The sequence below is a fragment of the Bacillus cereus group sp. BfR-BA-01522 genome (assembly GCF_022662635.1).
In the GTDB taxonomy this organism is placed as follows: domain Bacteria; phylum Bacillota; class Bacilli; order Bacillales; family Bacillaceae_G; genus Bacillus_A; species Bacillus_A cytotoxicus.
This window is the reverse complement of record NZ_JAKUDY010000004.1, coordinates 127900-142153: the sequence shown is the minus strand read 5'-3', so window position 1 is coordinate 142153 and position 14254 is coordinate 127900. Positions and strand designations below refer to the sequence as shown.

The following is a 14254-nucleotide window of genomic DNA, read 5'->3' as shown; positions in this document are numbered from 1 at the left end:
TTTAGACCATAAGTATGAAAAAGGAGTAAAAAAAGTTTAAGGGTGATTCATATGCGAGAACCGAAAATAGGCTTGGCTCTTGGCTCTGGTGGGGCAAAAGGATTTGCTCATGTAGGGATTATTAAGATATTACGTGAGTCTAATATTCCTATTGACATGATAGCAGGAAGTAGTATGGGGGCGCTAATTGGAACATTTTATGCTACAAATTGTAATGTTGAAAGACTTTATCGAATGGCCTCAGTATTTAAGAGGAAATATTATTTAGATTTTACTGTGCCGAAAATGGGATTTATTTCTGGAAAACGTGTAAAAGATATGATTAAAATGTTTACATATAACAAAAAAATGGAAGAGTTAGAAATTCCAACTGCAGTTGTAGCCACTGACATTTTAAAGGGAGAAAAAGTTGTATTTACAAAAGGGTCTATTGCTGATGCTGTTAGGGCGAGTATTTCTGTACCAGGAGTGTTTGTTCCTGAAAAAATAGATGGGCGCTTATTAGTGGATGGAGGGGTAATTGATCGGATTCCTGTATCCGTCGTCAAGGATTTAGGAGCTGATATTGTAATTGCTGTAGATGTATCCCCTATTAAAGTAAATGGTGAAATTAATTCTATTTATGACGTAATTATGCAAAGTATTGAAATTATGCAGTATGAACTTGTTGTTAATCGACAAACTGCATCGGATTTAATGATGCGTCCAACAGTAGAACAGTTTAGTTCTCGTGCTTTTACAAATATTGAAGAAATTATTCGAGTAGGAGAAGAAGAAGCAAAGAAACATATTCAAGATATTTATTTATTAATTGAGCAGTGGAAGGAGAAAAATAATGTTTAAGCGTTTTCGGTTTATATATGCGATTTTAATTGGAGTTATATTGGCGATGCTACTTGTATATATTCGTCTACCTTACTATATAACAAAACCAGGAATGGCTGCGAAGTTAACCCCTTATGTACAAGTGGAAGGCGGAAAGAAAGAATCTGGTGACTTTATGCTTGTGACAGTTTCAATGGGACCTGCTAATGTAATCAATTTAATAGCTGCACAATTTAGCAAATATAATCACATTTCAAAAGCGGAGGAAATATTACAAAAAGGTGAGAGTGATGAAGAATATCAATTTCGCCAAGAGTATGCGATGAAACACTCTCAAAATGCTGCTATTTATAATGCATATAAGAGAGCGAATCGTCCTGTTTCTTTTCAAAATAAAGGAATATTAGTCGCTGGTGTTGCAGAAAATATGCCGGCAGCGGGAAAATTAAAGCTTGGGGATGTAATTGTAGTTGTTGATGAAAAAACATTTGAAATGACAGAGCGATTTGCTGAATATATGGCAAATAAAAAAGAAGGCGATGTTGTACATATTGAATATATAAGAAATGGAAAACATTTCAAAGAACAATTGGCAGTAAAAGAAATCCCTGGTGGTAAGGGGCGTGTTGGTATTGGAGTTTCTATTGTTACAGAACGAGAGTTAGTTGCAGATCCAAAAGTGAAGATTGATTCCCATGAGATTGGGGGACCATCAGCAGGCCTGATGTTTACGTTAGAGATTTATAATCAATTAATTGAAAACGATATGACAAAAGGGCATGAAATTGCTGGAACAGGTACAATCAATGAAAAAGGCGAGGTTGGTCCGATTGGCGGAATTCAGCAAAAGGTGGTAGCTGCCAGTGATGCAGGGGCTGAAATCTTCTTTGCTCCAAATGAAAAAGGAGCGAAAAACTCAAATTATAAAAAGGCGCTTGAAGCGGCCAAAGATATTAAAACAAAAATGAAAATTGTACCAGTGGATACATTGGATGATGCTTTGGCTTATTTAGAGAAGTTGCCAGAGAAAAAGTAACTTCTCTTTGCAAAGTTTTTCATTGAACTTAAAACGGAAAGCTATATGAACGAATCGTTCATATAGCTTTCCGTTTCTACGTTATAAAAATGTTTTGTCTATTTCATTATATCGAATTGGATATTGTGTTATATTTTGTTGTATACATTTTGTGCGTAAAGGTTCTTGTAAAGCGGAAAGATAGACGGCATTTGCTCGTCGTTCTATATTTAAAACAGGGTGTTCAAATGTTTTTGTATGTGTCAGAAGAGGGAGACTCATTTGTTTTTTATTTTTAGAAAGGTAAGATTGTCCTTTTTGGGACATGCCAAGTAACCGAATATACGGTGCATGGTTTTCGATTGCTGCGCTCTTTATCTCTTCTTTTGTTGTATTGGTTAAAATATGTGTGCATACTCGTTGCAATCTTGTCCACGTATATCGTTTTGTTTTTATAGCCTCCATAAATGTAAGGAAGGACGTGGCATTCTGTATTTTAGCTAATATACGATGTTCTAAACCTTCTTCCATTTCATATATATGTTGGAGTTCTTTAGCAGACATCGTCAAGAGTTTATACTTGAAAAGAGGAAAATACGTTTCCCAATTATGTAATACATGGTATATATGATAATATTCTTCTAAAAGAGAAGAGGTACAATTCGGTACAAATGGATATATACTAGTAAAGGAGCAATCCCCGATGAACAGTTGTTTGCGAATGCTTGTTGCGCTGGCGATATGCTTATTTGTAAAGGATTCATCGTGATAATGAGCTGCGAATCTTTTTATCGTATGAGCACGAATCGTACTTTTTTGTGACAAAATGGCTTGAATATAATGTAGCCCTAATATATTGTTTGGCTGTGACATATCGATTGTGTCATGTCCTGATAAAATATGAGAAAAGGCTTCAGAAGTTGCTTTTGCATAGCTATTTCCTTCGCTTATATATTGCTGCACGAGCTGATTAAAAGTATTTTGCTTCTTTTGCTGTAACGATAGAGTATTGTAGAAGTGTTGAATGTGTCCATCTTCACTTCCGAAACAAATATCTGAAACACCAAGTGCATTTAAAATAGAAATGGCCCCATTTGCAAATGTTTCCGCTTTTTGAGTTGCAAATGCATAAGGAAGTTCTACAACAAGATCAATACCGCCAGCTAGAGCCATTTTTGTTCGATACCATTTAGAGACGAGAGCAGGCTCACCACGTTGTAAAAATGATCCACTCATGACCGCGATAGTAACATCACATTGTGTTAACTTTTTTGTTTGTTGCACATGATAAACATGACCGTTATGAAAGGGGTTGTATTCAACGATAATACCGCTTGCCTTTATAATAATCTCTCCTTTCAGTGTAGCATCTTTTCGAAAAACATGATAATCTATATATTATTTACTATAATGACTTCATTATAGTGTAAAGAAAAAACATTGACAAATATAAAATGGCTAGCTATAATTTTGTTTGTTGCCTTGAGGTGATATGATATGAAATGGTCCATCCATCAATTAAACAAATTGAGACATAAAGGATTGACTTTGGATGAGATGGTAGATGTAAGTGAGCTGAAAGAAATCGAGAAAGACATTCGTTCGATTGATCCTGTTCATGTAACAGGTAGAGTTGATTTTGGCTCCAATAAGTTTACGTTTCATCTACATATAACAGGAAGCATGATTTTACCATGTTCTCGCTCTTTAGTAGATGTGACATTACCATTTGACGTGAAAACAACTGAGGTGTTCCAAACTTCAAAAGAAGAGTATGAAACAGAAGCAGAAATCCATTATTTAGAAGGAGAAGTACTTGACTTACTCCCTATAATCAAGGAAAATATACTTTTGGAAATCCCAATGCAAATTTTCAGTGATGATGTTTCTGGAGGAACACCGATGCAAGGTCAAGACTGGCAAGTGATTTCGGAGGAAAGCAAAGAAAAGTCTGTTGATCCACGATTAGCAGGACTTGCGAAGTTTTTTGACAAATAATCGGAAGACTGGTTCAGGCCTTCATATGAAAATAATAATTTCTTTTAAGGAGGTGGGAAGAATGGCTGTACCTTTTAGAAGAACTTCTAAAACAGTAAAAAGAAAGCGTCGTACGCATTTCAAATTATCAGTACCTGGTATGGTAGAGTGCCCAAGCTGTGGTGAAGCAAAATTAGCTCACCGTGTATGTAAAGCATGCGGTACTTACAAAGGTAAAGAAGTAATCAGCAAGTAATTGCGAAAAAATAAACGTAGAAGGATGTCCTTTTGCGTTTATTTTTTTTGTTTTTTTATAAAAGTGTTTGAATGGATTCCGCTATTTTAGGGCAGCAAGACGTGCGCCTTAAGGTTCGGAGAGAAATAAGGAAGAAAGCTAGGAGCTCGTTTTCCTGTAGCTTTTAGAAAATAAAAAATATATTCTTTGCTTGTTTGTATTCTATCTTTTCTAGTAACTGCATATGTTTAATAAAAAATGCATAAGGAGGACTAGAAAGATGGTGACAACAAGACAAGATGCATGGACTGATGATGAAGATTTGCTTCTAGCAGAGGTAGTACTCCGGCATATTCGAGAAGGTGGAACACAACTGTCTGCTTTTAAGGAAGTTGGGAGAAACCTATCTCGCACACCTGCAGCCTGTGGATTTAGATGGAATTCTTATGTTAGAAAGCAATATAAGGAACGTATTGAAGAAGCGAAACAAATGCGAAAACGAGAAAATTATGAACAAAAGCAACCGAAAGTTATGTCTCATACTTCTACAACAATTACATTCGATGATGTGATACATTTTTTGCAAACATATAGAGATGAACAAGAATCAAGAGTGTTACAACAGAAAATTGAATTGTTACAAAAGGAAAGAGAAAGGCTTCTTCAGCGTCTATCCGTATATGAGGAAGAGTACCGAACGCTGCTTGATTATATTGACCGAAAAAGAAGTGTAATGATTTTAGAGAAAACAGGAGAAAACGTTATTCATACGAATGAAACATTGGAAAAAATAAAAAAATAAAAACAGCTGGGAAGCAGCTGTTTTTATTTTTTCGCGAGGCATTCTTGAATGTTAAGATAGAACATAATGAATGAGAGACTCACGAAAATACTATTTTATGCAGACTCTTCATTTGTAACCGCATTCAAATTAGTTGCTGGATGCCAAATATAAAATTCGCCCTCTGCAGTTGTGATTTGTTGGAATGATAATGCATTCCAAAATGGTGCGGATTGAATACGAGCAATTGTTTTGATAGGGAATTGCAAATTTTTCGCATAATTTACAAGCATTCGACCAAAACCTTGTTTTTGAAAAGACGGTAATACTTCCAGTTTGGACAGTTCGATATAAGGTCCTGTAATATCAAGATTTGCTTCGTCATGTCTTCTCATATACAAGCTCATGCGTGCAATGAGAGAACCGCCGTAATAAATTCCGTAAAACGGGGATTCACTATCGTTCTCAATCATGTTAGCTTGTAACTCTTCGAACATAGAAAGCTCTTGAGCACCACATCCTTTAAATTTTCTAAATTCGTCTAACGTTTTATAATTGATGAGCAAGCGCTCAACTTTTGGGAATGTCACATCATCACATCCTTTTCTTGTCTTAAAAAAAGAAAAGTAAAAATATTTACAATAATATTATAACTTATTTTGTTATTTTTATGAAGGGTATGGGATATTTCTTTCGTATTTTTTTGTAAATTTGTTACACTAAAGGGTGAGATGTGTTTGTTAGTATATATGTTCTACATAAAGAGGTGTTTTCTCTACCTAGAAATTTTAAAATAGAGATCAAATATATGAATGGAGAGGAGTTAAGGAGCTTTAAAGGGATAGCAACGTAATCTGTACAACTTGTTATTGATACAAAGCTCTTATGTCCATAAATATGAAAATTGGAATTGTTGGCCCTGGAGCTATTGGTTTGTTATATGCGTTTTATTTTAAAAAAAGTAATCAAGATGTTACATTGTTTACAAGAACTGTTGAGCAAGCGAAACAATTAGAAAAAACAGGAGTAACTTGTATTCAGGATGAAATATCAGAAACGGTGTTTCCGAAAGTATTACCAGTAGAAAGCGTTGAAAAGGAGAACTGGGACTATATATTTATTGCTGTCAAGCAATATCATGTAAATCATATACTCCCTTTTCTAAGTAAGCAGCGAGTCGTATTTTTACAAAATGGGATGTCTCATCTTCAGCTTATAAAAGAATTACAGTGTGAAAATATAGCTGTAGGTATTGTCGAACATGGAGCCAAAAAAGAAAATTTTCATACGGTATGTCATACGGGAGTAGGAATCACAAAATTTGGTGTTGTTAAAGGTGATGTGCTTCAATTTGAACCGATATTTGAGTGTTTTGCTTCGCAACGTTTTTCTATGCAATTTGAAGATGACTGGAAACAGATGATGTACAATAAATTAATCGTAAATGTTTGTATTAATCCATTAACAGCTTTATTTGGAGTTTGTAATGGAGAGTTGATATCCAACCCTTTCTTTTATCAATCGATGAAGCAAGTATTTCAAGAAGTTACATTTCTTATTGAAAAAGAGAAAGAAGAAGAGTTATGGAATATGGTGTGTCAAGTGTGTCAAAAAACATCTTGTAATACTTCTTCTATGTTAGCTGATATACGAGAGAAGCGAAAAACAGAAATTGAAGCGATCGTTGGGTATGTTTTAGATGAAGCGAAAGCACGGCAGAAACAAGTACATATACTTCCATTCTTATACAATGCGATAAGAGGTTTAGAAACATAAGTTATATTCTTTGCTTTTGGGCGAAACATTGACTACAATTTGGAATGGTGAAAGAACAGGATATGAAAGGAAGAATTATATGGAGATAAAAGAAATCTCTGTTCCGCTACAAGGTGTTGTAGGGGACTACATAAAGAGTGATAATAAGATACAAACGTGTTTTGACTATGCATTGACAGAGGCAGGCTTTAAACAACGCTTGTATGATTTGCGCAATCGCAAGTTCTTCCGTCAAGAGTTGGTGGAACATTTATTAGAATATAATAAGCAATTGCAAGCAGGACAATCTACGATTCAAAATATAGAAGCGTTAGCAGATGAGAATACATATGTTGTGATTGGAGGGCAGCAGGCTGGGTTATTGACAGGGCCGCTTTATACGGTGCATAAAGTGATCTCTATTGTACAGCTTGCAAAAGAAAAAGAAGCCAGTCTAGGTACTCGAGTTGTTCCAGTTTTTTGGATTGCTGGTGAAGATCACGATGTTGATGAAATTAATCATACGTTTGTAACGAAAAATAAAAAAATTAAAAAGATGATTTTTCATGATCGCCATTCGAAAAAAACGAGTGCTTCAGAATCGGAGATTTCTATTGAAGATTGTAGCAAGTGGATCGAGGAGATTTTTAAAACGTATCCGGAGACAAATTTCACAAAAGATGTACTACAGTTTATTCAAGAGGCTTTAGAAGAATCTAGCACATACGTAGACTTCTTTGCGCGTTTGATTACGAAGTTATTTGCGGATACAGGTTTAATTCTTGTCGATTCACATCATCCAAATCTTAGAAAATTAGAAGTGTCCTTTTTCAAAAGGATTATAAGTCAGTACAAAGAAGTCCAGGAAGCTCTTCATAATCAACAACAGATCGTTAAAGAATACGGTTATAAACCAATCATTGAAACGAAACAAAATGCTATACATGTATTTATGCAAATTGATGAAGAACGTGTATTGCTAGAAGAAGAGAACGGTAAGTTTGTAGGAAAAAGTGGCATTTATTCATTTTCATATGAAGAATTGATAGAGGAAATGGAACAGAGTCCAGAACGTTTTAGTAATAATGTTGTAACGAGACCTCTTATGCAAGAATATCTCTTCCCAACAGTAGCTTTTATTGGAGGGCCGGGGGAAATTGCTTATTGGAGCGAATTGCAACAAGTATTTCATGTGTTTGATTTTCAAATGCCTCCTGTTGTTCCGCGTCTTACAATTAGTTACATGGAGCGCGATATTATAACGGATTTATATGATTTAAATCTCCAAGAAGAGGATCCGTTTGTAAAAGATCTTGATAAGCTGCGTGAAAAATGGCTATCGAATCAAGTGGAAGAACCGGTTGAAGAGAAATTTCAGGAAGCGAAAAAGAATATGATGGACATTCACTCTTCCCTGCAACAATTTGTAAATAGAATTGATCCAGGTTTAAAGGAATTTGCCGGAAAAAATGAAAGAAAGATTCAAGAACAAATTGAGCTGTTAGAAAGAATGCTAAAACAAAATCTGGAAAGAAGGCATGAAGTGGAATTAAATAAGTTTCGTCGTTTGCAATATGCACTTCGGCCGTTAGGAGCACCGCAAGAGCGAGTATGGAACGTATGTTATTATCTTAATCAGTATGGTCTTGATTTTGTTGAAAGAGTAACAAAGCAATCGTATTCTTGGAATGGAACACATCATGTTATAAAACTATAAAATCTTGCTCTTTGGAGCAGGATTTTATTTTTGTTTCGTGGAATTACCTGTAAAATGATTTTTTCAGAATTATTAGTTTTATAGATAAGGAAACGTTAAGGATAATCAAAAGAGACGTATATGACAAAATAGCGCAAAATGTAAACGTATTATTGGTTTTTTCGACAGGTTTTTATTTAAATTCCCGCAAAAAATGATAAAATTTAGTATATAATAAATTAAAACTACGATTTGTGGAAATCGATTTTCACTCATGGTGCGCTAAATGAGCTGCTTGCTTGTAGCGTTTTATTTCTTCACTAAATTTATAGGGGAAGAGAAAAAAGTTCAACATAATTATTTGGAAAAAGAGTAGGTGCAACGATGTTTAAACACGTAACAGTGCTTTTAGAGGAAACAGTAGATGGCTTGGATATAAAGCCAAATGGTACATATGTAGATTGTACACTAGGTGGTGGAGGACATAGTTCTTATTTGTTATCTCAGCTAACGGAAGGAGGAAAGTTAATTGCATTTGATCAAGATGAAATTGCAATTCAAAATGCAAAAGACAAATTTTCTTCTTATGGTGAGCAATTTATAGCAGTAAAAAGTAATTTTCGTTATTTATCAGAGAAACTACATGAGTTAGGGATTACAGAAGTAGATGGGATTTTATTTGACTTAGGTGTTTCTTCTCCACAATTAGATACACCAGAACGCGGTTTTAGCTATCATCATGATGCACCGTTAGATATGCGAATGGACCAAGAAGCTCCATTAACAGCATATGATGTTGTGAATAATTGGTCATATGAGCAACTTGTAAGGATTTTCTTTCAATATGGTGAAGAGAAATTTTCAAAACAAATTGCAAGGAAAATTGAAGCGTATCGTGAAAAGAAGAAAATTGAAACGACTGGGGAATTAGTGGAGTTAATCAAAGAAGGAATTCCTGCTCCTGCTCGTAGGACTGGCGGACATCCTGCAAAACGAGTGTTTCAAGCGATTCGCATTGCTGTAAATGATGAGTTGAAAGTATTTGAGGAAGCGTTGGAAGCGGCAATTGAAATAGTGAAACCTGGTGGAAGAATTAGCGTTATTACGTTCCATTCACTAGAAGATCGTATTTGCAAAACAACATTTAAAAGAAATAGTACAACACCAGAGCTCCCTCCAGGATTGCCGATTATTCCAGAGGAGTTTAAGCCGAAACTAAAGCTTATTACAAGAAAACCGATTTTACCATCTGACGTAGAGTTAGAAGAAAATAATCGAGCGCGTTCGGCAAAGTTACGGATTGCTGAAAAACGATAAAAAGGAGAGAGAGGTATGAGTAATTTAGCTGTAAAGTACAAACAACAAACGCAAGAACAAGTACAATCGCAAGCGCCACAGCAGATGGTACAGCCAAAGAAGGCGAAGATTACACGAATAGAGAAGTTGTTGTATATGGCATTTATCGGTTTTTTATTATACGCTTGTGTGACGTTTATTGGAAATAAGGCGGGATTATATCAAGTGGATAGAGAAGCAGCGAAGATAGAAGATACAATTGTGAAACAGCAAAAAGAAAATCAAGAGTTGCAAGCCGAAGTAGAAAAGTTAAGTCGTTATGAGCGAATCGCTAAAATTGCAAAGAAACACGGGCTAGAAATTAATGCAAATAATGTGAAAGGTTTACATTAATGCAAATAGGTGTGAAACAATGATGAAGATGAACATGAACAAATTTCATACCAATAAGGGAGCAGGTTACTTTATGATATTTTTCCTCCTGCTCTTTTTGCTGTTGTTAGCCCGATTCTTTTATATTCAAGCAACAGGAACAGTGCATAATCAAGATTTAAGGAAACTAGCTCAGGCTAAACATAATAAAACAGGTGTACTAGAAGCAAACCGCGGTACCATTTATGATCAAAACGGTCATGTTCTTGCGCAGGATGCAAACTCATATAAGCTTGTTGCGGTACTTAAAGGGGATAATGCCGTTAAAAACAAAGAAGAAGCGGCGAAAAAAATTGCTGGTGTACTTGGTAAAGATGAAGAGAAAATTTTAACGATTCTAAAAAAAGACAAGAGCCAAGTAGAATTTGGACCGTTAGGAAAGAATTTAACGAAAGAAACGAAAGAACAAATAGAAGCTTTAAAGATACCTGGAATTTCGTTTATTACAGAAAAAGCTAGAGTATATCCAAATGGAGACTTCGCTTCTTACATACTAGGGTACTCCAGGATAAATGATCAAGGTACCACAGTAGGGGCGGGAGGCTTAGAAAAGAGCTTAGATAAGTTTTTACGCGCTTCTAATGGAAGTGTAGGATATACAGGAGGGCATAACGGTGTTCCTCTTGAAGGAGGAAAACAAAATATAAAGCCTCCTAAAAACGGCGATAATGTCTATTTGACAATTGATCAACGCATTCAAAGCTTTTTAGAAAATGCGATGAAGGCAGCGGCAAAGCATTATGAGCCCGAAATGCTAACGGCAGTAGTCGCTGATCCGAAAACAGGGAAAATATTAGCAATGTCTAGTAGCCCTAGCTATGATCCGAATAAACCAAAGATAGAGAACTACTTAAATATACCAGTTGCAACGACATTTGAGCCAGGATCGACAATGAAAATATTTACATTAGCAGCAGCAATTAATGAAGGAAAATATAATGGACAAGAATATTATCAATCCGGTACGTATCCAGTTGGCAATCGGAAAATAAAAGACCATAACGGCGGTGCTGGATGGGGATCCATTACATTTGATGAAGGAGTTGAACGTTCTTCTAACGTCGCATTTGCAATTTTGGGGGATAAAAAACTTGGTCCGGATTTATTCCGTCAATATATTCATAAGTTTGGCTTGGATGAAAAGACTGGCATCGATTTGCCCGGAGAAGTTGAAAATAAAATTGTATTTGATTCACAAATTCAGCAAGTAACAACTGCGTTTGGTCAAGGATCTACTGTAACTCCAATACAGCTTGTACAAGCTGCAACAGCGATTGCCAATGACGGGAAAATGATGAAACCATATGTTATTGATCGAATTGTAGATCCGATAACAGGAAAGGTAGAACTACAGCATAAACCAGAAGAGGTAGGGAAACCAGTTTCAAAAGAAACGGCAGCGCAAGTTAGACAACTATTAGAACGTGTCGTTACATCGCCAAAAGGAACAGGGAATGCCTATAAGATTGACGGATATTCAGTAGGTGGTAAAACGGGTACAGCACAAATTCCTGATGGAAAAGGCGGATACATGACTGGTAGAGAAAATTATATTTTCTCTTTCCTCGGTATGGCACCGATGGATGATCCGCAATTGGTTGTGTACTTAGCAATTAAACAACCAAAACTAAAAGACGATGAATACGGAGCAAAGCCGCTTGCTGAAATTTTCAAATCGGTAACAAAAGATAGCTTAGAATATTTAAAGATTAAGCCGAAGGAAGTAAAAGATCCGAAGAAATATGTGAAAGAACAGCAAGTAGTCGTTCCGGACGTTACAGGTAAAACAATGGAAGAAGCAAAAAAAATACTAGAAAAAGCGAATTTTAGACCAACTATACTAGGGGAAGGTAAAGTGAAGCAACAAGTGCCGAAAGCAACTGAAAAGACATTAAAAGGTGATCGTATTTTCTTAGTTGGTGAGCAACCTAAGATGCCGAATATCCAAGGCTGGGCACTGCGAGACGTGATGAATTTAGCTAAAACGTTAAATCTCAATTTAAAACCTTCTGGAACAGGATATGTAACCGAGCAAAATGTTGAAGAAGGAGCATTGTTGCAACCAGGGACAGAATTAGCTGTGACACTTATACCACCGCTTGAACCACAACAAGAGGCGGAGGAGCCGCAGTAGGAAATTGTGAAAGTGATAAACAAAAGTAGAAAGTTCTAATCAAATCGGTACAAGCATATATTGGAACAAGCTAGGCGTAAGGGGGGCTTGTTCCAATATGCGTGTTTCGAATGTAACGGTGAGAAAACGACTGATTTTTATACTGATATGTGGCTTGCTTGTTTTTACGATTATCGATATTCGGCTTGGATATGTACAATTTTTCCTGGGGAATATGCTAACGGATCGCGCAAAAGATTCATGGAGTCGTAATATTACCTTTGAACCGGAACGTGGGAAGATTTTAGATCGAAATGGTGTAGAACTCGCAACAAATAAAAGTGCGCCAACTGTTTTTGTGGTACCAAGACAACTCGAAAATCCAGCGGAAACTGCAGAGAAGTTGGCTGCAGTTTTAGGTGTGGAGAAAGAAGAAATTTATAAACGAATTACAAAGAAAGAATCTATCGTGAGACTCGACAAAGGTGGAAGGAAAATTCCGCATGATAAGGCGAAAGAAGTACGAAGTTTAAGTTTAAAAGGTGTATATATTGCGGAAGATTCTATTCGTCATTATCCATTTGGTAAATATTTAGCACATGTGTTAGGCTTTGCTGGGAGTGATAATCAAGGTCTGATGGGGCTTGAAGCATATTATGATAAAGAGCTAAATGGCGATAAAGGTTATGTTCGCTTTTTTGCTGATGCAAAAGGACAGCGAATGCCTAATGTGGGAGATGATTTTAAAAAGCCAGAAGCGGGTTTGAATTTAAGGTTAACAATTGACTCTCGTATACAAGCGATCATGGAGAGGGAACTAAACATCGCGGATTCGACTTATAATCCGGATGGTATGATTGCAATTGCGATGAATCCGAAAAATGGTGAGATACTAGGGATGTCGAGCCGGCCAAGTTTTGATCCAGCAGATTTTCAAAATGTTTCTCCAGAAGTATTTAATCGAAACTTACCCGTATGGAGTACATATGAACCAGGATCAACTTTTAAAATTATTACTTTAGCTGCGGCTCTAAATGAAAAATTAGTAGACTTAGAGAAAGATACGTTTTATGATGATGGAGCAGCGGAAGTTGGTGGCGCTAGGCTGCGATGCTGGAAAGCTGGAGGCCACGGAAGTCAAACGTTTTTAGAGGTCGTACAAAACTCTTGCAACCCTGGATTTATTGAGCTTGGAGACCGCCTCGGTAAAGAGAAGTTATTCCAATACATTCGAGATTTTGGATTTGGGCAAAAAACGGGAATTGACTTGCAAGGAGAAGGAAAAGGGATTTTATTTAATCTTGATAAGGTAGGACCAGTTGAACAAGCGACAACATCATTTGGGCAAGGAGTTTCTGTTACACCTATTCAGCAAGTAGCCGCAGTAGCCGCTGCTGTCAATGGCGGGAATTTATATCAACCTTATATTGCTAAGGAATTCGTTGATCCAATTACGAAGCAAGTTGTCAGTAAAAAAAGTCCAAGTGTGAAAAGGAAGGTTATTTCCAAGGAAACATCAGAGAAGGTTCGATATGCGTTAGAAAATGTTGTTGCGAAGGGTTCTGGTAGGAGCGCTTATATTGATGGGTATCGCGTTGGGGGAAAGACAGGAACAGCGCAAAAGGTAAAGGATGGAAAATATTTAGACAATAACTATATTGTATCTTTTATCAGCTTTGCACCAGCAGATGATCCGCAAATTGTTGTGTATGTTGCTGTTGATAATCCGAAAGGGATCACGCAATTTGGTGGGGTAGTTGCTGCGCCGATTGTAGGGAATATACTTCGTGACGTTCTTCCTGCTATGGGGGTAGAACCGAGAAAAGAACAAGTGGAAAAAGAATATAAATGGGGCGATACACCTACTATAGAAGTTCCGGATTTAATTGGTATGGATAAAAAAGATTTACAAACACAACTCATAGACTTGAAGCTTGATGTGAGCGGTGAAGGAAAAAAGGTGATTAAGCAATCACCAGAAGCTGGTACAAAAGTAAAAGAAGGCTCAAAAATTAGAATTTACTTCGGTAATTAAAGGTAAGAGATTGTGTTTTATGGTACAATTGGTGGAAGTTAGTTCTATCATTTAGAGAAATGTTCTCGTGAAAATGCATTCTTATGAAAAGAAG

General features: G+C 36.3%; 13 protein-coding genes. 11 read left to right on the top strand and 2 right to left on the bottom strand.

The annotated features are described in order from the left end of the window. Window positions 1-51 precede the first annotated feature (51 nt). The gene (locus MR059_RS07720) at window positions 52-843 is read left to right on the top strand and encodes a patatin-like phospholipase family protein (RefSeq protein WP_012095078.1); all 792 of its coding nucleotides are present in this window, start codon (window positions 52-54) and stop codon (window positions 841-843) included. Then, window positions 836-1861, top strand: coding sequence for a SepM family pheromone-processing serine protease (locus MR059_RS07715; protein ID WP_242161693.1), 1026 nt, complete (start codon window positions 836-838; stop codon window positions 1859-1861). The genes MR059_RS07720 and MR059_RS07715 overlap by 8 nt, the downstream gene beginning before the upstream one ends. 81 nt (window positions 1862-1942) lie before the next feature. On the opposite strand, the gene MR059_RS07710 is transcribed toward MR059_RS07715, so the two are convergent. Beyond that, entirely contained in the window at window positions 1943-3184 is a 1242-nt protein-coding gene (locus MR059_RS07710; protein ID WP_087095272.1) for a nucleotidyltransferase, read from the bottom strand. Window positions 3185-3337: 153 nt separating this feature from the next. Here MR059_RS07710 and MR059_RS07705 point away from each other — a divergent pair, with 153 nt between their 5' ends. The 3 genes from MR059_RS07705 (at window position 3338) to MR059_RS07695 (ending at window position 4854) form a co-directional block, all read left to right on the top strand. Next, a complete protein-coding gene (locus MR059_RS07705) occupies window positions 3338-3838 on the top strand; it encodes a YceD family protein (RefSeq protein WP_012095016.1) in 501 nt (166 codons plus the stop codon). A gap of 61 nt (window positions 3839-3899) precedes the next feature. Continuing rightward, window positions 3900-4073 carry a 50S ribosomal protein L32 gene (gene rpmF, locus MR059_RS07700; RefSeq protein WP_001984764.1) on the top strand — a complete coding sequence of 58 codons (174 nt, stop codon included), beginning with the start codon at window positions 3900-3902 and terminating at the stop codon, window positions 4071-4073. Window positions 4074-4332: 259 nt separating this feature from the next. Continuing rightward, window positions 4333-4854 (top strand): RsfA family transcriptional regulator, encoded by a 522-nt coding sequence (locus MR059_RS07695; protein WP_012095013.1) that lies wholly within the window; start codon window positions 4333-4335, stop codon window positions 4852-4854. 95 nt (window positions 4855-4949) lie between these two features. On the opposite strand, the gene MR059_RS07690 is transcribed toward MR059_RS07695, so the two are convergent. Beyond that, entirely contained in the window at window positions 4950-5423 is a 474-nt protein-coding gene (locus tag MR059_RS07690) for an N-acetyltransferase (protein WP_012095012.1), read from the bottom strand. A 301-nt stretch (window positions 5424-5724) separates the two neighbouring features. On the opposite strand from MR059_RS07690, the gene panE reads away from it, so the two are divergent. The 6 genes from panE to MR059_RS07660 all read left to right on the top strand — a co-directional run bounded on the left by panE (window position 5725) and on the right by MR059_RS07660 (window position 14160). Next, entirely contained in the window at window positions 5725-6609 is an 885-nt protein-coding gene (panE, locus tag MR059_RS07685; protein WP_041810499.1) for a 2-dehydropantoate 2-reductase, read from the top strand. 79 nt (window positions 6610-6688) lie between these two features. After that, window positions 6689-8305 (top strand): bacillithiol biosynthesis cysteine-adding enzyme BshC, encoded by a 1617-nt coding sequence (gene bshC, locus MR059_RS07680; protein WP_012095010.1) that lies wholly within the window; start codon window positions 6689-6691, stop codon window positions 8303-8305. A gap of 363 nt (window positions 8306-8668) precedes the next feature. Then, window positions 8669-9601 carry a 16S rRNA (cytosine(1402)-N(4))-methyltransferase RsmH gene (gene rsmH, locus MR059_RS07675; protein WP_012095009.1) on the top strand — a complete coding sequence of 311 codons (933 nt, stop codon included), beginning with the start codon at window positions 8669-8671 and terminating at the stop codon, window positions 9599-9601. Window positions 9602-9616: 15 nt separating this feature from the next. After that, window positions 9617-9973 carry a cell division protein FtsL gene (gene ftsL / locus MR059_RS07670; protein ID WP_087095247.1) on the top strand — a complete coding sequence of 119 codons (357 nt, stop codon included), beginning with the start codon at window positions 9617-9619 and terminating at the stop codon, window positions 9971-9973. A gap of 22 nt (window positions 9974-9995) precedes the next feature. Next, window positions 9996-12146 (top strand): penicillin-binding protein, encoded by a 2151-nt coding sequence (locus MR059_RS07665; RefSeq protein WP_041810497.1) that lies wholly within the window; start codon window positions 9996-9998, stop codon window positions 12144-12146. 97 nt (window positions 12147-12243) lie between these two features. After that, entirely contained in the window at window positions 12244-14160 is a 1917-nt protein-coding gene (locus tag MR059_RS07660; RefSeq protein WP_012095006.1) for a stage V sporulation protein D, read from the top strand. Window positions 14161-14254 lie beyond the last annotated feature (94 nt).

Bases quoted from the DNA above. Each gene is read 5' to 3' on its own strand.
- MR059_RS07720 (WP_012095078.1), top strand. From the start codon at position 52: ATGCGAGAACCGAAAATAGGCTTGGCTCTTGGCTCTGGTGGGGCAAAA.
- MR059_RS07715 (WP_242161693.1), top strand. From the start codon at position 836: ATGTTTAAGCGTTTTCGGTTTATATATGCGATTTTAATTGGAGTTATA.
- MR059_RS07705 (WP_012095016.1), top strand. From the start codon at position 3,338: ATGAAATGGTCCATCCATCAATTAAACAAATTGAGACATAAAGGATTG.
- rpmF (WP_001984764.1), top strand. From the start codon at position 3,900: ATGGCTGTACCTTTTAGAAGAACTTCTAAAACAGTAAAAAGAAAGCGT.
- MR059_RS07695 (WP_012095013.1), top strand. From the start codon at position 4,333: ATGGTGACAACAAGACAAGATGCATGGACTGATGATGAAGATTTGCTT.
- bshC (WP_012095010.1), top strand. From the start codon at position 6,689: ATGGAGATAAAAGAAATCTCTGTTCCGCTACAAGGTGTTGTAGGGGAC.
- rsmH (WP_012095009.1), top strand. From the start codon at position 8,669: ATGTTTAAACACGTAACAGTGCTTTTAGAGGAAACAGTAGATGGCTTG.
- ftsL (WP_087095247.1), top strand. From the start codon at position 9,617: ATGAGTAATTTAGCTGTAAAGTACAAACAACAAACGCAAGAACAAGTA.
- MR059_RS07665 (WP_041810497.1), top strand. From the start codon at position 9,996: ATGAAGATGAACATGAACAAATTTCATACCAATAAGGGAGCAGGTTAC.
- MR059_RS07660 (WP_012095006.1), top strand. From the start codon at position 12,244: ATGCGTGTTTCGAATGTAACGGTGAGAAAACGACTGATTTTTATACTG.